Here is a 19,202-nt window from a genome sequence, read left to right on the forward strand (position 1 = left end):
CTCCGTACCGTGGTTCTTGTCAGCAGGAAGACCCACGGAAAAGGCGGTAGGTCATGGCTCACCTCTCCGAAGAGCTCCCGGGCGACGAGCGCGGCACGCTCCTGCTCTTCGTCGAATCCCAGCGCAAGGCGATCCGCGGATCGCTGGCCGGACTGGCCGAGGAGCAGGCGGCGAGCCGTCCCAGCGCCAGCGATCTGTCGCTGTCCGGGCTGGTCAAGCACGTCGCCGAGGTCGAGCTGGCCTGGCTGCGCATGGCGCAGCAGCGGCCCAACGAGATCCAGCGCAGCCCCGAGACCTGGAACGAGTCCTTCCGTCTCGTCGGGGCCGAGACCGTGCCGGCCGTCCAGGCCTTCTGGGACGGGGTCACGGCCGAGCTGACGGCCTTCGTCCGGGACCTGCCCAGCCTCGACGAGACCTTCCCGCTGCCGCCGGCGCCCTGGTTCCCCGAGAACGGCAAGGTCTCGATGCGCTGGATGCTGCTGCACCTGGTGGAGGAGTTCGCGCGGCACGCGGGCCACGCGGACGTCATCCGGGAGTCCCTGGACGGCACCAAGGCCATGGGATAGCCGGCAGCCCCGGCGGCGGACTTGCACCTCACGTGGCGTGAGGACCCAGAGTGAAGGGCGTACCCGACCAGAGGAGCGGAAACGATGGGCTACTCCGTGGGACAGGTCGCCGGATTCGCCGGAGTCACGGTGCGCACCCTGCACCACTACGACGAGATCGGCCTGCTCTCCCCGAGCACCCGCAGCAGCGCGGGTCACCGGCGTTACGACGACGCCGACCTCGACCGGCTGCAGCGGATCCTGTTCTACCGGGAGCTCGGCTTCCCGCTCGACGAGGTCGCGGTCCTGCTGGACGATCCGGAGTCGAACCCGAGGGAGCACCTGCGCCGGCAGCATGCCCTCCTGTCCGACCGGATCGCCCGGCTCCAGCAGATGGCCGCGGCCGTGGAGCACGCCATGGAGGCACAGAAGATGGGCATCAATCTCACGCCCGAGGAGAAGTTCGAGGTCTTCGGGGACTTCGATCCCGACCAGTACGCGGACGAGGCGTACCAGCGCTGGGGCCACACGGACGCGTACAAGGAGTCCGCCCGCCGGGCGGCCACCTACACGAAGGACGACTGGAAGCGCTTCCAGGCCGAGGCGGACGACATCAACCGGCGGTTCGCCGCGCTGCTGGACTCCGGTGCGGCCGCGGAGTCCGAGGAGGCCATGGACTTGGCCGAGGAGCACCGGGGCTGGATCGACCGGAACTCCTACACCTGCTCGCACGAGATGCACACGTGCCTGGGTGAGATGTACGTGGCGGACGAGCGCTTCACGGCCTACTACGACGCGGTCCGTCCCGGCCTGGCGGTATTCGTTCGGGACGCGATCCTCGCGAACGCGGTCCGCAAGGTCTAGACGGCCGGATGTTCCCCACACGGCCCCCTCCCGGTACCTGGAACCGGGAGGGGATCCTGTGCGTTGATAATTGAAACCGCCGTCCTGTCCGACGCGCCCGCGGACGCCCGCCGCGATACCCCCCGATCCAGGAGAGCCCGGAACTCGTGTACACGCTTGCGCTCGCCCCTGAGTGGCTGTCCCCGGACTATCTGATCTCGCACTACGGCCTGATAGGCATCCTGGTCATCGTGTTCGCGGAGTCGGGGCTGTTCGCCTTCCTGCCCGGCGACTCGCTCCTGTTCACCGCGGGTCTGCTGGTCGCCAACGGCGAGTACCTCAAGCAGCCGCTGTGGCTGGTCTGCACCCTGATCGCGGCTGCAGCCATCATCGGTGACCAGGTCGGATACATGATCGGCAAGTTCTTCGGGCCCAAGATCTTCAACCGGCCGAAGTCGAAGCTGTTCAAGCGGGAGAACCTGGAGAAGGCGCACGAGTTCATGGACCACCACGGTCCGAAGGCGATCGTGCTCGCCCGTTTCGTGCCGATCGTCCGTACGTTCGCCCCGATGGTGGCCGGCGCCGGCTCGATGAAGTACCGGACCTTCCTGACGTACAACATCATCGGTGGCGCCGCCTGGGGCGCGGGCCTCACGGTCGCGGGCTACTGGCTCGGCCAGATCACCGTCATCAAGGACAACGTCGAGGCGATCCTCGTCCTGATCGTCCTCCTCTCGCTCATCCCGGTGATCTTCGAGGTGCTGAAGGCCCGCAAGGAGTCCAAGGGGAATGCCGCCGAGGCGGTGCCGGCCGCCGGCGAGCGCCGCCGCCACGCCAAGCGCTAGCCCGCCCGGCCCGTCCGTACGCAGACGCCCCGGAGAGCCGTTCCCGGCTCCCCGGGGCGTCCGTGCGTCCGCGGGTCCGCCGGGGCGCGGCTAGAAGCCGCGGGTCCGCTTCGCCGCGCGGCGCTTGGCGGCGCTCGCGGCCCCCGGAATCCGCATGAACAGCCGCGAGGTCTCCGACCCCAGGTTGACCCCGATCGCGATGGCCAGGGCGATGGCGGCGGCGTTGACCAGCGAGCCGAGGCCCTCGTTCAGCCGGTTCTCGGCGATCAGCAGCAGCCCGTAGTACGTCGCCGAGCCCGGCAGCAGCGGGCCGATGGCCGCCGTCGTGTACGGCAGGGCCGAGGCGAAGCGGTAGCGCGAGAAGAGCTGGCCGAACAGGCCGACCAGCCCGGCGGCGATGGCCGTGGAGGGCACGGGCGGGATGCCGCCCGCGTAGTGGAGGGCGCCGAAGGTCACCCAGGCGACCCCGCCGTTCAGCGTCACGATCCACACGGTGGAACGTTCCTGTTGGAGCAGGATCGCGAACGTGAACACCAGTACCATCGAGGCCGCGATCTGGATCAGCGGCCGCTGGGTGATCTGGAGGACCTCCTCCGGCTTGGGCGAGGTGCCGAGCTGGAGCCCGAGGTACAGCACGACCAGCACGCCCATGATGATGCCGATGAAGAGGTACATGACCTCCAGCAGCCGGGCGGAGGCCGTGATGTAGAAGCCGGTCAGCCCGTCCTGTACGGCCGCGACCAGGGCCCGCCCGGGCAGCAGCGCGAACAGCCCACCGGTGATCACCGCGGAGGCGCGTACGTCGATCTCGGCCAGCGCCAGGGCCACGCCTATGGCGGCGGGCGGCATCGCGGCGACCACGAACTGGTAGAACTCCGGGAGCCCGCGCCCGGCACACAGCCAGGCCAGCCGGTCGCCGAGCATCGCCCCGATCGCGGCTGCGAAGAAGACGAGCACGCCACCGCCGACCAGGGTGGAGGCGGCCCCGGCGAGCAGCCCGGCGGCGGCCGTCAGCACCCAGGAGGGGTACGGGTGCCGGTTGCGGCGGATCTCGGCGAGGCGCCGGTAGGCCTCCTCCAGCGAGAGCTCGATCTCGTGCGCGCTGATGTCCGCCACCAGCCGGAAGACGGCGGCCAGGCGGGTGTAGTCGGTGCCGCGGCGGCGCACGGTGCGGCTCGCCGAGACCGGATCGTCGACGAGGGAGGGCTGGTGGGTGATCGACAGCAGCGTGAAGGTGACCGTGGGCTCGCAGCGGTCCAGCCCGTACGAGCGGGCCACCGCGAACATCGCGGCCTCCACGTCCTCGGCGCCCTCGCCGCCCGCGAGGAGCAGCTCCCCGATGCGCAGGGTCAGGTCGAGTACGCGGCCCACGGCCGGCCCGGTCTCGCTGTGCTTGTGCACGGCCTCGGGGACGGGCCTGACGTCGACCGGCATGCGCAGCATGGTGCGCATGCGGTCCTGCCAGGGGGATTCCTTCATCAGGGAGACGGGGAAGCCCTGGCCGGGGGTGTAGGCGGGCGGGGAGTGCTGGGCGCTGTACGTGGCCGGGGGCGCGAAGGCGGAGCCCTCGGGCCCGACGGGCAGCGCGGCGAGCCCGCCCGGCACGGAGAACTCCGAGGTCGGCTGGTCCGCGTCGACCGGTTCCGGCTCCATCCCGGCGGGCGGAGCGAAGGCGCTGTGCGCCTCGTCGGATTTCGGCTTCCGGTCCTCGGTGCCCCCGGATCCCTCGCCCTCCGCCACACGTCCTCCTGTCCCCGGCCGGCCCGGGTATCAGTATGCGGAACGCATTGATCCACGGCTTCCCCGGCCCGCGGGCGGGTGAGGCGCCGGGTACCCGCGGCGGGAACGACAGTGGGCGGCACCCCCGTCGAGGGGTGCCGCCCACGGTGTCACAGGGGCTGCGGGAGGTCCCGTCCGCCCGAGGAGGGCCGAGCTCAGTGGTGGCCGCCCTGCGCCTCAAGGCGCTTGTACGAGGCCTCGATCTCGGCCTCGGCCTCGGCGCGGCCGACCCAGTTGGCGCCCTCGACCGACTTGCCCGGCTCCAGGTCCTTGTAGACCTCGAAGAAGTGCTGGATCTCCAGGCGGTCGAACTCCGACACGTGGTGGATGTCGCGCAGGTGCTCCACGCGCGGGTCCGAGGCCGGCACGCACAGCAGCTTGTCGTCGCCGCCCGCCTCGTCCGTCATGCGGAACATGCCGATCGCGCGGCACTTGATCAGGCAGCCCGGGAAGGTCGGCTCGTCCAGGATGACCAGCGCGTCCAGCGGGTCGCCGTCCTCGCCGAGGGTGTTCTCGACGAAGCCGTAGTCGGCCGGGTAGCTGGTGGAGGTGAACAGGCGACGGTCCAGACGGATCCGGCCGGTCTCGTGGTCCACCTCGTACTTGTTCCGCGAACCCTTGGGGATCTCGATGGTGACGTCGAACTCCACGTCCTGCTCCTCCATGATCAGCTTCATTGCTTCGAGACTGCATTCAATGCGTGCGCGTCCGGCCCAACCCACCCGGGTGGGGTGCCATGCTCGCGGCAAGACGCAGTGGTTAAGTGTCCCTCACGCATATCTGTGATCGCGAAAGGGGCTGGTCCGAGGTGCCATTGGTCAAGACGTGGCAGCTCATCGCGGTGTCGGCCGTCGCCGGCCTCGCCCTGTCGGTGGCTGCGGTGGCCGCCGCCGGTCCTTGGGACTCCGGCCAGCGTAAGGCCGAGCGGGACAGGGCCGCCTCCTGGGGCCTTGCGGGTGGCGCAGATCACGGTGCGGGCCGCGGCGGCGCACAGCTGCCCCAGGCCGCTCCCAGCGCCCCCGGGGTGCTCGCCGGGATCGGCCCGGGTACCGCCACCAAGGCGGGCAGCGGGGTCGCGGCCGCCGCTTCCGGGCGGCTCGCCGAGGCCCTGCGGCCGCTCCTCGCCGACCCCGCGCTCGGGAGCACCCGAACCGCCTCGGTCATCGACACCGCCACCGGGCAGGTGCTCTTCGAGTCGGGGCCGCACGAGGCCATGACCCCCGCCTCCACGATCAAGATCGCCACCGCGGCGGCGGCGCTCGCCGCCCTCGGACCCGAGCACCGGATCCGCACCACCGTGGTCCCCGGCGCCGGCCCCGGGGAGATCGTCCTGGTCGGCGGCGGAGACCCCTCCCTCACGGCCAAGAAGAAGAGTCCCGCCGGATCGGGCGGCAGCCTCGTCGCCCTCGCAGCCGACACCGCCCAGGCCCTCAAGGCCGCCGGCACCGACTCCGTGCGCCTCGGCTACGACGACACGCTCTTCACCGGCGCCGCCCGCCACCCGATCGGCACCAACCCCAACATCGCGCCGGTCACCGCCCTGGCGGCCGACGAGGGCCGCCCCGACGACTCCGCCTCCGGTCCCGTCGACCGGGTCGAGGACCCCGCCGGGGAGACCGCCCGCTCCTTCGCCGCCCTGCTCAAGGAACGCGGCATCAAGGTCACCGCGGACCCCGCCGAGGCGAAGGCGCCCGCCGGGGCCCAGCCGCTGGCCACCACCCTCTCCACCCCGCTGGCCGGCCTCGTCGAGCGGATGCTGACCAACAGCGACAACGACATCGCCGAGGCCCTCGCCCGCCAGACGGCCCTCGCCTCCGGGCAGCCCGCCAGCTTCGAGGGCGCCGAGAAGGCCGTCACCGACCGGCTCACCGCCCTCGGCGTCGACACGTCCGGCGCGCGCTTCGCCGACGGCAGCGGCCTGGGCCGCACCGACAAGGTCAACACCGGTCTGCTCACCGGGCTCCTGGCCAAGGCCGCCGACCCGCAGCGGCCGGAGCTGCGGCCCGTGCTCACCGGACTGCCCGTCGCCGGATTCACCGGAACCCTGCGCAGCCGCAACGCCGGCAGCTCCCCGGCCGCCGGCCTGGTCCGGGCCAAGACGGGCACCCTGAGCGGGGTGAACTCCCTCGCCGGGACCGTCGTCGACTCCTCCGGGCGACTGCTGGCCTTCGCGTTCCTGACCGCGAACGCCCCCGACCCGGGGGGCGCGGAGAAAGGCCTCGACAAGCTCGCCGCAGCCGTCGTAGGGGCTTCGTAGCAGTTCCGAGGGGCTCCGCAGCGGCGCTGGTCCACGTACCGTTGACGCATGACGAGCATCGGTGGTGCCGAGATGGTCGACTGGAACCTCGCGGTGGCGACCGCGACCCGGCTGGTGCGGCCGGGTCCGGATGTCAGCCGCGACGAGGCCCGAGCCGTGGTGGCGGAGCTGCGCAGGCATGCCAGGACTTCCGAACGCCACGTACGCGAGTTCACCCGCATGATCCCCGAGGGCGCCTCCGTCCCCGACACCCCCGTCCTCGTCGTCGACCGGGCCGGCTGGGTCCAGGCCAACGTGGCCGGTTTCCGCGAGCTCCTGGCCCCGCTGCTCGGCAAGATGCAGGACCGCCGCGCCGGAGCCCCCGGCGGCGCCGTACTCGGCGCGTTCGGCGGCAAGGTCACCGGCGTCGAGCTGGGCATGCTGCTCAGCTTCCTGGCCTCCCGCGTGCTCGGCCAGTACGAGACCTTCGCCCCGGCCGGCCGCGATCTGCCCGGCTCGGCCGCGGGCGGCGGCCGGCTGCTGCTCGTCGCCCCCAACATCGTGCACGTCGAGCGCGAGCTGGACGTGCGCCCGCACGACTTCCGGCTGTGGGTCTGCCTGCACGAGGAGACGCACCGTACGCAGTTCACCGCCGTGCCCTGGCTGCGCGACCACCTCGAAGGCGAGATCCAGACGTTCCTCGGCGCCACCGAGGTCGACCCGGCAACCGTCCTGCAGCGGCTGCGCGAGGCCGCCCAGTCCTTCGCGGGGGCCCGCCCCGACTCCGAGCAGGGCGACGAGGGCCGCTCGCTGGTCGAGCTCGTCCAGACGCCCGAGCAGCGCGAGGTGCTCGGGCGTCTGACCGCCGTCATGTCCCTGCTGGAAGGGCACGCCGACTTCGTCATGGACGGGGTCGGGCCCGAGGTGGTGCCCTCGGTCGCCGAGATCCGCGAGAAGTTCCAGCAGCGCCGGGCCAGCGGCGCGGGGCGCCTCGACATCGCACTGCGCAAGCTGCTGGGGCTCGACGCCAAGCTGCGCCAGTACCGCGACGGAGAGCGCTTCGTACGGGCGGTCGTCGGCCAGGTCGGCATGGACGGTTTCAACCGGGTCTGGACCTCGCCGAACACGCTGCCGACGAAGGCGGAGATCGCCAAGCCCGCGGACTGGGTGGCGCGCGTGCACCGCAAGGGCGAATAGGAGCGAACGGGAGTGACTCAGGGGGCGTAAACATGTCTCACTGGGGGAAGAAGCGTCACCCGTCCGAGGGACCGTGAGGCGTGGAAGGGCGTGCGATCCTCAGGGAACGGCTCGGTTCTGTCACCATCGACGCACTCTGAGTGACAACCCGCATCCTGCGGGGGCTCCCAGCAGCGGGGGCTCCTCGCGGGGCCGGGGCACCGGGCAGTGTCGAACAGCACCGAACAGCAGCCGTTCCAGCACCACACCCCATGGGGGCACCTCCCGGCGTTGGACCGGGGGAGCCTCCGAGGCATCCGAACTCCACCGAAGGGCACCGGACATGGGTCCCCATCCTGCGGTCGCGGCGATACGCCTGGCGGTCCGCCGCGTACTCCACGACGTCCTCACCGACCTCGCCGACCTCACCGACCGTCCCGCCGGCCTCACCCGGGCTCCGTCCGGGGGGACCCCCGGCACGGCGGACGGCTCCCCGCCACTCGTACTCGTCGCCTGCTCCGGCGGCGCCGACTCCATGGCCCTCGCCTCCGCCCTCGCCTTCGAGGCACCCAAGCTCGGCATCCGGGCCGGCGGCATCACCGTCGACCACGGGCTCCAGGCCGGCTCCGACCTGCGCGCCGCCGAGGTCGTCACCCGCATGACCGCACTCCGCCTCGACCCGGTGGAGTCCGTCGCCGTGCGCGTCGGCCGCGACGGCGGACCCGAAGCCGCGGCCCGCGACGCCCGCTACGCCGCCCTGGACGAGGCCGCGGACCGCCTGGGCGCCGCCGCAGTGCTGCTCGGCCACACCCGGGACGATCAAGCCGAAACCGTCCTGCTGGGGCTCGCCCGCGGCTCCGGCATCCGCTCGCTGTCCGGCATGCCGGAAGTCTCCGGCGGGCCCGGTGTCTCGGGCCGCTCCCACCGCTACCGCCGTCCCTTCCTCCAGGTCGACCGGCAAACCGCCCGCAAGGCCTGCATGGTCCAGTCCCTGGCGGTCTGGGACGACCCGCACAACATCGACCCCGCCTACACCCGCTCCCGGCTCCGCCACGAGGGACTGCCCGCCCTCGAAAAGGCGCTGGGCAAGGGAGTGGTCGAGGCGCTCGCCCGCACCGCCCAGCTGTCCCGCGACGACGCCGACGCCCTCGACGCCTGGGCCGCCGAGGCCGAGACCGGCGTACGGGACGAGGACGGCCGCCTGGAGTGCGCCAAGCTGTACGCCCTGCCCCCGGCCGTCCGCCGCCGTGTGCTGCGCAGGGCCGTCGTGGCGGCCGGTTCCCCCGCGGGCTCCCTCTTCGCCCGCCACATCGAGGAAGTGGACCGGCTCATCACCGGATGGCGGGGTCAGGGAGCCATCAACCTGCCGGGCCGGGTCGAGGCCCAGCGGCAGGGTGGCAGACTTGTCATCCGGCAGGGCTGATTGGTGCTGAAACACGGCTGAGTCCTCCGGGGGAACCCCCGGAGCCCCGGCCGACAACGAAAGTGATGCGGGTGGACGAGAAGGACATGGGCAGCGACCTCCAGTCGGTGCTCATCACCAAGGAAGAGATCGACGCGAAGCTGGCCGAGCTGGCCGCGAAGATCGACGCGGAGTACGCGGGCAAGGACCTGCTCATCGTCGGCGTCCTCAAGGGCGCGGTGATGGTGATGGCGGACCTGGCGCGCGCCTTGTCCACCCCGCTCACCATGGACTGGATGGCGGTGTCCTCGTACGGCGCCGGGACCCAGTCCTCCGGTGTGGTCCGGATCCTCAAGGACCTGGACACCGACATCAAGGACAAGCACGTCCTGATCGTCGAGGACATCATCGACTCGGGGCTGACCCTGTCCTGGCTGCTGTCGAACCTGGGCTCCCGCCAGCCGGCCTCCCTGGAGGTCGTCACGCTGCTGCGCAAGCCCGACGCCGCCAAGGTCGCGATCGACGTGAAGTGGGTCGGCTTCGACATCCCGAACGAGTTCGTCGTGGGCTACGGCCTCGACTACGCGGAGAAGTACCGCAACCTGCCCTTCGTCGGCACCCTCGCCCCGCACGTCTACGGCGGCTGACGTCCGGGGCCCCGGACGGGGCCCCCACAGGGGAACCCTGGAACGATTCCTGCCGTTGGAGCAGGGGAAAGCAGTTCTGTCAGCCGTCCCATGAGGCCGCGGGTGACAATACAGGGGTACATTCCGAAGAACAGTCTTTACTCACAGCAGCATTTACCTACGGGCAGGAGGGACGGGGCGCCTGGCGCCCCGTATGGATGGACGTGAAGCGATACTTCCGTGGGCCGGTCATGTGGATCGTGCTGGCCGTCCTCGCCGTGGTCGTGTTGATGAACGTCGTCGGCTCCGGCGGCGGCTACAAGTCGGTGGAGACCAGCGAGGTCATCAAGGCGATCAACAGTGGCCAGGTGGAGAGCGCCAAGCTCACCACCGGCGACAGCCAGATGATCAAGATCGAGCTGAAGAAGAACCAGAAGCTCGGCGACAACGACGGCACCAAGTTCCAGGCCAACTACATCGGAGACCAGGGCGTCCAGCTCGCCCAGAACCTCCAGACCAAGTACGAAGCCGGTCAGATCCCGGACGGGTACACCGTCTCGCCGGACAAGACCAGCCCGTTCCTCAGCGTGCTGCTCTCCCTGCTGCCCTTCGTCCTCATCGTCGTCGTCTTCCTGTTCCTGATGAATCAGATGCAGGGCGGCGGCTCCCGGGTGATGAACTTCGGGAAGTCCAAGGCCAAGCTCATCACCAAGGACACCCCGAAGACGACGTTCGCCGACGTCGCGGGCTCGGACGAGGCGGTCGAGGAACTCCACGAGATCAAGGAGTTCCTGCAGGAGCCGGCCAAGTTCCAGGCCGTCGGGGCGAAGATCCCCAAGGGCGTGCTGCTCTACGGCCCGCCCGGCACCGGCAAGACCCTGCTGGCGCGCGCCGTCGCCGGCGAGGCCGGCGTCCCGTTCTACTCGATCTCCGGTTCCGACTTCGTCGAGATGTTCGTCGGTGTCGGCGCCTCGCGTGTCCGCGACCTGTTCGAGCAGGCCAAGGCCAACGCCCCGGCGATCGTCTTCGTCGACGAGATCGACGCCGTCGGCCGGCACCGCGGTGCAGGTCTCGGCGGCGGCCACGACGAGCGCGAGCAGACCCTGAACCAGCTGCTCGTCGAGATGGACGGCTTCGACGTGAAGGGCGGCGTCATCCTGATCGCCGCCACGAACCGCCCGGACATCCTCGACCCGGCGCTGCTGCGCCCGGGCCGCTTCGACCGGCAGATCGCGGTCGACCGTCCGGACATGCAGGGCCGTCTGGAGATCCTCAAGGTCCACCAGAAGGGCAAGCCGGTCGCTCCGGACGTCGACCTCTCGGCCGTCGCCCGCCGCACCCCCGGCTTCACCGGTGCCGATCTGTCCAACGTCCTGAACGAGGCGGCCCTGCTGACCGCCCGCTCGGACCTCAAGCTGATCGACAACCACATGCTGGACGAGGCCATCGACCGCGTCGTGGCGGGCCCGCAGAAGCGGACCCGGATCATGTCGGACCGGGAAAAGAAGATCACCGCGTACCACGAGGGCGGTCACGCCCTGGTCGCGGCGGCCTCCCCGAACTCCGACCCGGTCCACAAGATCACGATCCTGTCCCGCGGCCGGGCCCTGGGCTACACGATGGTCCTGCCCGACGAGGACAAGTACTCGACCACGCGCAACGAGATGCTCGACCAGCTGGCGTACATGCTGGGCGGGCGCGCGGCCGAGGAGCTGGTCTTCCACGATCCGACCACCGGCGCGGCGAACGACATCGAGAAGGCCACGGCGACGGCCCGCGCGATGGTGACCCAGTACGGCATGACCGAGCGCCTCGGCGCGATCAAGTTCGGCGGGGACAACACCGAGCCGTTCCTGGGCCGCGAGATGTCGCACCCGCGGGACTACTCGGAAGAGGTCGCGGCGCTGGTCGACGAAGAGGTCAAGAAGCTCATCGAGACGGCGCACAACGAGGCCTGGGAGATCCTGGTCGAGAACCGCGACGTCCTCGACAACCTGGTCCTCGCGCTCCTCGAGAAGGAGACGCTGGGCAAGGAGCAGATCGCCGAGATCTTCTCGACGATCGTGAAGCGCCCGGCCCGCCCGGCGTGGACCGGCTCCTCGCACCGCACCCCGTCGACGCGTCCGCCGGTGCTCTCTCCCAAGGAGCTCCAGCTGACGAACTCGGCGAACGGCACGTCGGCGAGCTCGCCGGCCGTGTCCGTGGAGAAGGACCCGTCGCCGGAGGACCGCGCCGAGTAGCCCTCGGCCGGACCGTCCCGGAATGGATGCCGCGCCCCCCAGGTTCTAGCCTGGGGGGCGCGGCACTTTTGCGTGTCCGCGAGCGCGAGGCACACAGGAACGAGGAATAGATGACCGACCCAGTGACCCTGACCGCTGACGAGGGCACGATCGGCGAGTTCGACGAGAAGCGCGCCGAGGCGGCGGTCCGCGAACTTCTGATCGCGGTCGGCGAGGACCCGGACCGCGAGGGCCTCCTGGAGACCCCGGCGCGCGTGGCGCGGGCGTACAAGGAGATTTTGGCCGGGTTGCGGCAGCAGCCCGAGGATGTCCTGACGACGGTGTTCGACCTGGGGCACGATGAGCTGGTCCTGGTGAAGGACATCGAAATCGTCAGTCTGTGCGAGCATCACCTCCTGCCGTTCCACGGCGTTGCCCACGTCGGCTACGTCCCGGCGGAAAGCGGGAAGATCACCGGTCTGTCGAAGCTGGCCCGCCTCGTGGACGTCTTCGCCCGCCGCCCGCAGGTGCAAGAACGTCTCACCACGCAGATAGCGGACTCGCTCATGGAGATCCTGGAGGCCCGCGGGGCCATCGTCGTGATCGAGGCCGAACATATGTGCATGTCGGTCCGCGGGATCCGTAAGCCGGGCGCCAAGACCACCACGTCCGCGGTGCGCGGCCAGCTGCGTGACCCTGCGACGCGCAGTGAGGCCATGAGCCTCATCCTCGCGCGCTAGGCGCGCCGGGCCCCTGCAGGCCATTGTCAGTGGGGTCCGCTGCGGTCCCCCTCTGTGACTTCTCGGCACAGAGGGGGACCGATGTCGTGGGGGCTACCGAGCAGGCAGACGGTCAATGCCGTCGGCGCGAGGTTCACGCCACGGACGAAGGGGCAGACCGCGCAGCTCGTGGTCGCCGACAGCTGGCCCGGGCGGGCACGTTCCGTCCGGATCGGCATTCCACGGAACTCGACGAGTCGGCATGGATCGAGGTCGGCGCGGTCACGCCGAGGGCGCCGAGCGCCAAGCCGTCCACGGTGTACGGCTTTCGGCTCGCCCCACACCCGGGCTTCCTGGTGAACGGACACCTTGTCCGCACGCCGTGGGAAGGCTGACCGTCCGGGTCGGGTCAGGCGCGGGACGGGGCCTGCGGGGGCGTGTCGTCGCCCTCGGGGAGCTTCAGCACGTGCTCCAGGAAGAGGGCGGCGGCGATGACCGCCGCGCCCGCCAGGACCGCGAAGCCGGCGTACCAGGCCTGGTCTCGGCGGGCGGGCACCTCCAGGCCGTTAGCCCAGAGAAAGACGCCCACACCGCCGTACATGCCCGCCACGAGGGCCGCTACGAGGGCGCTGGCCTGTCCGAAGACGACCGCGCGGGCCGCCATCAGCGGCTCCACGCCCTTGGCGCCCGGCCGGCGCTCGCGCTGGGCCTTGAGGCGGGAGCGGAGCGAGAGGGCCGTGGCCAGCAGGACCACCGCGATGACGCCCAGGACGATGGGTGCGGCCAGCGGGACGCCGGGCAGGGTCCCGTACGCGTTCCACAGCCGGGCCCCCGCCCAGGACAGCACTCCGGCGACGGCGAAGATGCCCGCCAGGACTGCCGGCCTCAGTTGCTTCACGTGCCCGTCCCCGCTTTCCGCGCCAAGTCGTCAGCCGCCGCGGTCCGGTCTGCAGGCCGCAGCCACAGGTTAACGACTACTCGGGTAGCCGGAGTTCCAGGTCCGGGCGCGGCGTGACGCCCGTCAGGCCGATTTCGGCCAGGAGGGACGCGACCGGGCCGTGCCCCGGGATCAGGGCCGCGGGGTCGATGTCGTGCCACGGGGCCAGGACGAAGGCGCGCTGGTGGGCCCGGGGGTGGGGGAGGGTGAGGACCGGGTCGTCCGAGACCACGTCGGCGTACGACACGATGTCGACGTCGATGGTGCGCGGGCCCCAGCGCTCCTCTCGGACGCGGTCGAAGGCCTCTTCGATGGCGTGGCCGCGCTCCAGCAGGGAGGACGGGGGCAGGGTGGTCCGCACGCGGACGACCGCGTTGAAGTACGCGGGCTGGGAGCCGGGCTCGACGCCCCACGGCTCGGTCTCGTAGACGGGGGAGACGGCCTTGACCCGCAGCCCGGGGGTGTCGCCGAGGGCGTCGATGGCGCCCTGGAGGGTCTCCAGGCGGTTGCCGAGGTTCGCGCCGAGCGCGATCACGGCCCATTTCGGGTTGGAGAGGGTCACGTCGGCCGCGTCCACCGTCTCGACGACGGATGCGGGCACCGGCTGGACGGTGGGGTCGCTCTGGGCGTTCAGTCCGTTGTTCACACGCGGCTCCGGGTGATCGTGATGGTCACGTCGTCGAAGGGGACGGTGATGGGGGCATCCGGTTTGTGGACGACGACCTCCACCTGTGCCACCGCTTCGTGCTTCAGGCACTGCTGGGCGATTCGCTCGGCAAGGGTTTCGATCAGGTCGACGGGCTCTCCCTGGACCACATCGACGACCTCTTCGGCGACGACCCCGTAGTGCACGGTCTTCGCCAGGTCGTCGTCGGCCGCCGCGGGGCGGGTGTCGATGTGCAGCACCAGGTCGACGATGAAGGTCTGGCCTTCCTCGCGCTCCCGGGGGAAGACGCCGTGGTGCCCGCGAGCCTTGAGGCCGCGCAGCGCGACACGATCCACGCGAATCACTCCTGCTTTCGTAGGTGCTTCCGGTCCGGGACTCCCCGGATCCATGGGCCTACGCCGAGTGCGGTCGGCGTCGTCCGTCTTCGAATTTACCTGCGAAAGACCTCGGACCCCGCCGGAGGGGTCAGGCGGAGTCCTCTTCCTCGTCCTCGTCGGAGTCCGTCAGGACGGGAGAACCGTGGTGGGACCAGAGCTGCCAGCCCTGTGATGTGCGTCGGAACACATTCGTCGCGACGACCAGCTGGCCGACGAGCGGGCCGAGCTCGCCGCCGTCCTCGGCGGGGCCGCCGCTGAGGATGTTCTCCGTACAGGTGACCAGTGCGGTGTCACCTATGACGGCGACTTTCGTGTCGGTGAGGAAGAACTGGATGTAGTCGGTGTGGGACATGATCAGCGCGTACGAGCGCAACACCTCGCCGCGGCCGGAGAGCACCGGCCAGCCCGGGTGCACGCAGGAGATCTCGTCCTCCAGCCAGAGCGCCGACAGTGCGTCGAAGTCCCCCCGCTCCATGGCCTCGTAGAAGGCCGTGTTGGCCTCTTCGACGGCTTCGATGTCGGTGCGGCTCACCGTTCCCCTCTCCTGGCTGTACGGGTCCTGCCACCGGCCGGGCGGATCACAAGGCCCCTTCCACGGCGCGGGCCACCCGAACCGCGTCGGCCGTGGCCCGTACCTCGTGGACCCGTACGGCCCAGGCGCCCTGGTGCGCGGCGATGGCGGAGACGGCGGCGGTGGCGGCGTCGCGCTCGCGGGCGGGCGGAGGGGCGGCGTCGGCGGCGCCGGCCAGGACCCGGCCGAGGAATCGTTTGCGTGACGCGGCGACCAGCAGCGGGAAGCCGAGGGCGCGCAGCTCGGGGAGGTGGGCGACCAGGGCCAGGTCGTGCTCGGCGTTCTTCGCGAAGCCGAGGCCGGGGTCGACGAGGAGCCGTTCGGGGGCGATGCCGCTCGCCACGACGGCGTCGATACGGGTACGGAGCTCGGCGGTGACCTCGGCGAGGACGTCCGAGTAGACGGCGAGGCTGTTCATGCCGGAGCTGAAGCCGCGCCAGTGCATCACCACGAAGGGCACTTCGGCGGCGGCGACGGCCGGGATCATGCCGGGGTCGGCGAGTCCGCCGCTGACGTCGTTGACCAGCATCGCGCCGGCGGCGACGGCCTGGGCGGCGACGGATGCGCGCATGGTGTCGACGGAGACGATGACCCCTTCGGAGGCCAGGCCGCGTACGACGGGGACGACGCGGCGCAGCTCTTCCTCCTCGTCGACGCGGGTGGCGCCGGGGCGGGTGGACTCGCCGCCGACGTCGACGAGGTCGGCGCCCTGGGCGACGAGGTCGAGCCCGCGCTTGACGGCGGCGGTGGTGTCGAACCAGCGCCCGCCGTCGGAGAAGGAGTCGGGGGTGACGTTGACGACGCCCATGACCCCGCAGCGGTCCCATTCCGGCAGGCCTGCGACCCGGCCCCTGTCGGCGGCCCCGCGCTTGTTGTTCATGGCTCCAGGGTAGGGCCGTGGCCCTGGCCGGGCGGTACGCGGGGATCCACCCTTGCCCTGGCCGGGCCTGAGAGACATCCGACTCCCGGGCCTCCGGCCCCGGCCCCGGGCCTGCGGCCTGCGGGGTGGGGGGAGACGGCGAAGCCCGGCACGTTTGTGCCGGGCTTCGGTGGTCGGGGTCAGGCGACCTGGATCTCGCGGTCGGGCTGGGTCTGAGCCGGGACCGTGCTGCTCACGTGGGTGTGGGCGCAGGTGCGGACCGGCTTCGGGCGGCGCCGGCCGGCGAACAGCCGGGGCAGGGCCACCGTCACGAAGCCCTCGGCCTGCATCACGGCGAAGCCGATGCGCGGCAGGTCGCTGCTGGTGCGGTAGACCATGAAGCGCGGCTCCCAGCGGGGGCGGAACTTCTCGTTGAACTTGTACAGCGATTCGATCTGGAACCAGCGGGAGAGGAAGACGAGCAGGCTGCGCCACATCCGGAGCACCGGGCCGGCGCCGATCTTCTCGCCGCGGGCGAGGGCCGCGCGGAACATCGCGAAGTTCAGGGAGACCTTCTCGATGCCCAGGTCGGGCGCCTGCTGCAGGGAGGCGACGATCAGCAGCTCGTTCATGCCGGGGTCTGCGGCGCGGTCGCGGCGCATCATCTCCAGCGACATGCCGTCCTTGCCCCACGGCACGAAGTGCTGGATGGCCTTGAGGTCGCCGAACGGGCTGGTGTCGCCCTCCTCGACCCGGTGCGCGGTGGCGATGAAGCAGTCCCCGTCGCCCGGGTCGCCGACGCGGCCCAGGGCCATGGAGAAGCCGCGCTCCGTGTCGGTGCCGCGCCAGGCTTCGGCCGCGCCGCGGACCTGCTCCAGCTCCTCCTCGGTCAGCTCGCTGACCCGGCGGACCTTAGTGGTGTAGCCGTTGCGCTCGATGCGCTTCACCATCTGGCGGACGTTGCGCATGGGACGGCCGGAGAGGGAGAAGTCTTTGACGTCGACGATCGCCTCGTCGCCGAGCTCCAGGGCGTCCAGGCCGGTCTCGCGGGTCCAGACCTCGCCGCCGGTCTCGCTGCAGCCCACGACGGCCGGGGTCCAGGAGTGTGCCTTGGCCTCCTCCATGAACCTCTCGATGGCGCCGGGCCAGGCCTCGACGTCGCCGATGGGGTCGCCGGAGGCGAGCATCACGCCGGAGACGACGCGGTAGGTGACGGCGGCCTTGCCGCTGGGGGAGAAGACGACGGCCTTGTCGCGGCGGAGCGCGAAGTGGCCGAGGGAGTCGCGGCCGCCGTGCTTGGCGAGCAGCTCGCGCAGCTTGAGCTCGTCGTCGGCGGTGAGCCGGGCGGCCGGGTGCTCGGGGCGGAAGGCCAGGTAGATCGTGGTGAGCGCGGTCAGCATGCCGAGGGCGCCCAGGGAGTAGCCCACGGTCCAGGAGACCCGGCCCGAGTAGTCGACGGGCCCCTCGAAGCCGAAGAGGCCGTACACGACGTGGCTGATCTGCTCGTAAATACCCGGATGGCCGACGACACGGCTCGGGTGGGAGTTGACGATGACCAGACCCAGGCCGATGGAGCCGGCGCTCATCAGCACGAAGTTGGCGAGCGCCTTCCAGCGGCTGCGCGGGTCCGGCAGCGCCTTGAATTCACCCTGGTGGCGCACGATCAGCCCCAGGAGTACCGCCGCGATGACGACCCCGATGATGGAGTGCCGGTACGTGAACTGCGCCACGGCCCCGGCCGGGAGCAGGCCGACGGCGGCCCGCCAGGCACGGCGCTTGCGGCGCTTGAGGCCGTGGGCGAGGAGGAGGAGGAGAACGCCCGCGCTGATGGCGAGGGCGGCTGCGAACGGGCCCAGCGAGCCGGGCAGCACCTCGGTGACCGCGTGGATCCGGCTGTGCCGGAACCGCGGGAACACTCCCGCCGAGATGTCCAGAAGGCCGACGATCATGACGGCCGTACCTACCAGCCCGGGCACCGACTCCGGTCGTGGGCCGCGGAAGATTCGACGGACCGCCTTCGGAACCTGTCCCGACTTATCGCCATCTATCCTGCTAGACATCGCTTCCCGTTGCTCCGCGAGAGATCATGTGGCCGAAGGCCGCGACAGCCTCCGGAGTGTGGTGCGTCCACTAGGACGACATCGGGGTCGAGCGGGTTCACTCTTCCGCCGAGAAAAACTAGTCCTGCCATCAGAAAGTCGACTGACTGCTCATGGGTCTCACCAGTAATACGGTTCTGGCGCTGGCCATCGTCGCCGGTGTGCTGCTGTTCGCAGCCACGGTGTGGTTCTGGCCCCGGCTCGCGGGCCGCACATGGCGTGCGCTGCTCGGCCGGATCGGCCTCCTGCTCGCGACCCAGCTGGCGCTGTTCTCGGCCGTGGGCCTGGCGGCGAACAAGTCCTTCTCCTTCTACGGCTCGTGGGCGGACCTGTTCGGCCAGCAGACTTCTGTCGGCAAGGTCGTGGACCACTCGATGAGCAGCAAGGACATCAAGGTCGTCGACAAGCAGAAGCTCGACGTGCCGGGCGGCGCCCAGCCCCAGGTGGGCGGACAGATCCTGAAGGTTGCCATAACCGGGCAGAAGTCGAAAATAACGAGCCCGGGGTACGTGTGGCTGCCCCCGGAGTACTTCCAGCCGCAGCACAAGGACCGGAACTTTCCGGCCTCCATCGTGCTGACGGGCTACCCGGGCACCGCCGAGAACCTGATCAAAGGGCTGAACTACCCGATGACGGCCTTCAAGCAGGCCAAGGCGGGCAAGATGAAGCCGATGATCCTGGTGATGCTGCGCCCGACCGTCGCGCCGCCGCGTGACACCGAGTGCGTGGACATACCTGGTGGACCGCAGACGGAGACGTTCTTCGGCCAGGACCTGCCGCAGGCCATCCAGGACACCTTCCGGGTCGGCAAGAAGCCGCAGAACATGGGCTTCATCGGCAACTCGACGGGCGGCTACTGCGCCCTGAAGATCGCCGCGCACTACCCGCAGACCTTCGGCGCCGCCGCGGGTCTGTCCGCGTACTACGACGCGGCGAACGACGCGACGACGGGCAACCTGTTCCAGGGCGACGACAAGCTGAAGAAGCACGCCGACGTCCTGCAGAGCATCGAGGCCAAGAAGCCGTCCGGTACGTCCTTCCTGGTCACCAGCAGCGAGCAGGGCGAGCCCAACCTCGGTGACACCAAGAAGTTCATCAAGCTGGTCAAGGGCCCGGACCGGGTCTCCTCGATCATCCTCGACAGCGGCGGCCACAACTTCAACACGTGGCGCCGCGAGATCCCGCCGATGCTGGTGTGGATGAGCAACCGCATTCAGGCCTGACCCCCGGCGGGACGGCCCGCCAGCTGACCGTGACCGGCCCGAGGAGGCCGGTCACACGTCGTTCCGGGCCCGGTACCGC

General features: G+C 70.6%; 18 protein-coding genes. 10 read left to right on the forward strand and 8 right to left on the reverse strand.

The window, feature by feature from the left end; translation table 11 throughout:
- Positions 1-53 precede the first annotated feature (53 nt).
- From ABTY04_RS14600 to ABTY04_RS14610, 3 genes are all read left to right on the forward strand, one after another.
- Positions 54-566: a DinB family protein gene (locus tag ABTY04_RS14600; RefSeq protein WP_352213718.1), complete on the forward strand. Its 513-nt coding sequence runs from the start codon at positions 54-56 to the stop codon at positions 564-566.
- An 84-nt stretch (positions 567-650) separates the two neighbouring features.
- Complete coding sequence (locus ABTY04_RS14605) at positions 651-1,409, forward strand: MerR family transcriptional regulator (protein WP_352213719.1); 759 nt, start codon at positions 651-653, stop codon at positions 1,407-1,409.
- Positions 1,410-1,555: 146 nt separating this feature from the next.
- Positions 1,556-2,233, forward strand: coding sequence for a DedA family protein (locus ABTY04_RS14610; RefSeq protein ID WP_352213720.1), 678 nt, complete (start codon positions 1,556-1,558; stop codon positions 2,231-2,233).
- Positions 2,234-2,323: 90 nt separating this feature from the next.
- Here ABTY04_RS14610 and ABTY04_RS14615 read toward each other — a convergent pair whose 3' ends face one another.
- Both ABTY04_RS14615 and ABTY04_RS14620 read right to left on the reverse strand, forming a co-directional pair.
- Positions 2,324-3,973 carry a threonine/serine exporter family protein gene (locus ABTY04_RS14615; RefSeq protein ID WP_352213721.1) on the reverse strand — a complete coding sequence of 550 codons (1,650 nt, stop codon included), beginning with the start codon at positions 3,971-3,973 and terminating at the stop codon, positions 2,324-2,326.
- A gap of 194 nt (positions 3,974-4,167) precedes the next feature.
- Positions 4,168-4,662: an inorganic diphosphatase gene (locus ABTY04_RS14620; RefSeq protein WP_030031597.1), complete on the reverse strand. Its 495-nt coding sequence runs from the start codon at positions 4,660-4,662 to the stop codon at positions 4,168-4,170.
- 158 nt (positions 4,663-4,820) lie between these two features.
- Here ABTY04_RS14620 and dacB point away from each other — a divergent pair, with 158 nt between their 5' ends.
- The 6 genes from dacB to folE all read left to right on the forward strand — a co-directional run bounded on the left by dacB (position 4,821) and on the right by folE (position 12,411).
- The gene (dacB, locus tag ABTY04_RS14625; RefSeq protein ID WP_352213722.1) at positions 4,821-6,269 is read left to right on the forward strand and encodes a D-alanyl-D-alanine carboxypeptidase/D-alanyl-D-alanine endopeptidase; all 1,449 of its coding nucleotides are present in this window, start codon (positions 4,821-4,823) and stop codon (positions 6,267-6,269) included.
- A 48-nt stretch (positions 6,270-6,317) separates the two neighbouring features.
- Positions 6,318-7,445, forward strand: coding sequence for an Rv3626c family coenzyme F420 biosynthesis-associated protein (locus ABTY04_RS14630; protein ID WP_352213723.1), 1,128 nt, complete (start codon positions 6,318-6,320; stop codon positions 7,443-7,445).
- 322 nt (positions 7,446-7,767) lie between these two features.
- Positions 7,768-8,847: a tRNA lysidine(34) synthetase TilS gene (tilS, locus tag ABTY04_RS14635; RefSeq protein ID WP_352213724.1), complete on the forward strand. Its 1,080-nt coding sequence runs from the start codon at positions 7,768-7,770 to the stop codon at positions 8,845-8,847.
- A 65-nt stretch (positions 8,848-8,912) separates the two neighbouring features.
- A complete protein-coding gene (gene hpt / locus ABTY04_RS14640; protein ID WP_030158549.1) occupies positions 8,913-9,473 on the forward strand; it encodes a hypoxanthine phosphoribosyltransferase in 561 nt (186 codons plus the stop codon).
- Between the two features lie 197 nt (positions 9,474-9,670).
- Positions 9,671-11,692, forward strand: coding sequence for an ATP-dependent zinc metalloprotease FtsH (ftsH, locus tag ABTY04_RS14645; protein WP_352213725.1), 2,022 nt, complete (start codon positions 9,671-9,673; stop codon positions 11,690-11,692).
- A 110-nt stretch (positions 11,693-11,802) separates the two neighbouring features.
- Positions 11,803-12,411 carry a GTP cyclohydrolase I FolE gene (gene folE / locus ABTY04_RS14650; RefSeq protein WP_352213726.1) on the forward strand — a complete coding sequence of 203 codons (609 nt, stop codon included), beginning with the start codon at positions 11,803-11,805 and terminating at the stop codon, positions 12,409-12,411.
- 388 nt (positions 12,412-12,799) lie between these two features.
- Here folE and ABTY04_RS14655 read toward each other — a convergent pair whose 3' ends face one another.
- From ABTY04_RS14655 to ABTY04_RS14680, 6 genes are all read right to left on the reverse strand, one after another.
- Positions 12,800-13,288: a DUF3180 domain-containing protein gene (locus tag ABTY04_RS14655; RefSeq protein WP_352213727.1), complete on the reverse strand. Its 489-nt coding sequence runs from the start codon at positions 13,286-13,288 to the stop codon at positions 12,800-12,802.
- 76 nt (positions 13,289-13,364) lie between these two features.
- Entirely contained in the window at positions 13,365-13,973 is a 609-nt protein-coding gene (gene folK / locus ABTY04_RS14660; RefSeq protein WP_352213728.1) for a 2-amino-4-hydroxy-6-hydroxymethyldihydropteridine diphosphokinase, read from the reverse strand.
- The gene (gene folB / locus ABTY04_RS14665; protein WP_030158540.1) at positions 13,970-14,329 is read right to left on the reverse strand and encodes a dihydroneopterin aldolase; all 360 of its coding nucleotides are present in this window, start codon (positions 14,327-14,329) and stop codon (positions 13,970-13,972) included. Before folB ends, folK begins: the two co-directional genes overlap by 4 nt.
- A gap of 130 nt (positions 14,330-14,459) precedes the next feature.
- Entirely contained in the window at positions 14,460-14,903 is a 444-nt protein-coding gene (locus ABTY04_RS14670) for a nuclear transport factor 2 family protein (protein WP_352213729.1), read from the reverse strand.
- 46 nt (positions 14,904-14,949) lie between these two features.
- Entirely contained in the window at positions 14,950-15,822 is an 873-nt protein-coding gene (gene folP / locus ABTY04_RS14675) for a dihydropteroate synthase (protein ID WP_352213730.1), read from the reverse strand.
- A gap of 179 nt (positions 15,823-16,001) precedes the next feature.
- Positions 16,002-17,861 (reverse strand): phosphatidylglycerol lysyltransferase domain-containing protein, encoded by a 1,860-nt coding sequence (locus tag ABTY04_RS14680; protein WP_352213731.1) that lies wholly within the window; start codon positions 17,859-17,861, stop codon positions 16,002-16,004.
- A 152-nt stretch (positions 17,862-18,013) separates the two neighbouring features.
- On the opposite strand from ABTY04_RS14680, the gene ABTY04_RS14685 reads away from it, so the two are divergent.
- Positions 18,014-19,123, forward strand: a complete 1,110-nt coding sequence (locus ABTY04_RS14685) for an alpha/beta hydrolase (protein ID WP_352213732.1) — start codon at positions 18,014-18,016, stop codon at positions 19,121-19,123.
- Positions 19,124-19,202: the final 79 nt, after the last annotated feature.

The organism is Streptomyces sp. NPDC097981 (genome assembly GCF_040302565.1).
In the GTDB taxonomy this organism is placed as follows: domain Bacteria; phylum Actinomycetota; class Actinomycetes; order Streptomycetales; family Streptomycetaceae; genus Streptomyces.

Bases quoted from the DNA above. Each gene is read 5' to 3' on its own strand.
- tilS (WP_352213724.1), top strand. From the start codon at position 7,768: ATGGGTCCCCATCCTGCGGTCGCGGCGATACGCCTGGCGGTCCGCCGC.
- ABTY04_RS14630 (WP_352213723.1), top strand. From the start codon at position 6,318: ATGACGAGCATCGGTGGTGCCGAGATGGTCGACTGGAACCTCGCGGTG.
- hpt (WP_030158549.1), top strand. From the start codon at position 8,913: ATGCGGGTGGACGAGAAGGACATGGGCAGCGACCTCCAGTCGGTGCTC.
- ABTY04_RS14605 (WP_352213719.1), top strand. From the start codon at position 651: ATGGGCTACTCCGTGGGACAGGTCGCCGGATTCGCCGGAGTCACGGTG.
- ftsH (WP_352213725.1), top strand. From the start codon at position 9,671: ATGGACGTGAAGCGATACTTCCGTGGGCCGGTCATGTGGATCGTGCTG.
- ABTY04_RS14685 (WP_352213732.1), top strand. From the start codon at position 18,014: ATGGGTCTCACCAGTAATACGGTTCTGGCGCTGGCCATCGTCGCCGGT.
- folP (WP_352213730.1), bottom strand. From the start codon at position 15,822: ATGAACAACAAGCGCGGGGCCGCCGACAGGGGCCGGGTCGCAGGCCTG.
- ABTY04_RS14600 (WP_352213718.1), top strand. From the start codon at position 54: ATGGCTCACCTCTCCGAAGAGCTCCCGGGCGACGAGCGCGGCACGCTC.
- folE (WP_352213726.1), top strand. From the start codon at position 11,803: ATGACCGACCCAGTGACCCTGACCGCTGACGAGGGCACGATCGGCGAG.
- ABTY04_RS14680 (WP_352213731.1), bottom strand. From the start codon at position 17,861: ATGTCTAGCAGGATAGATGGCGATAAGTCGGGACAGGTTCCGAAGGCG.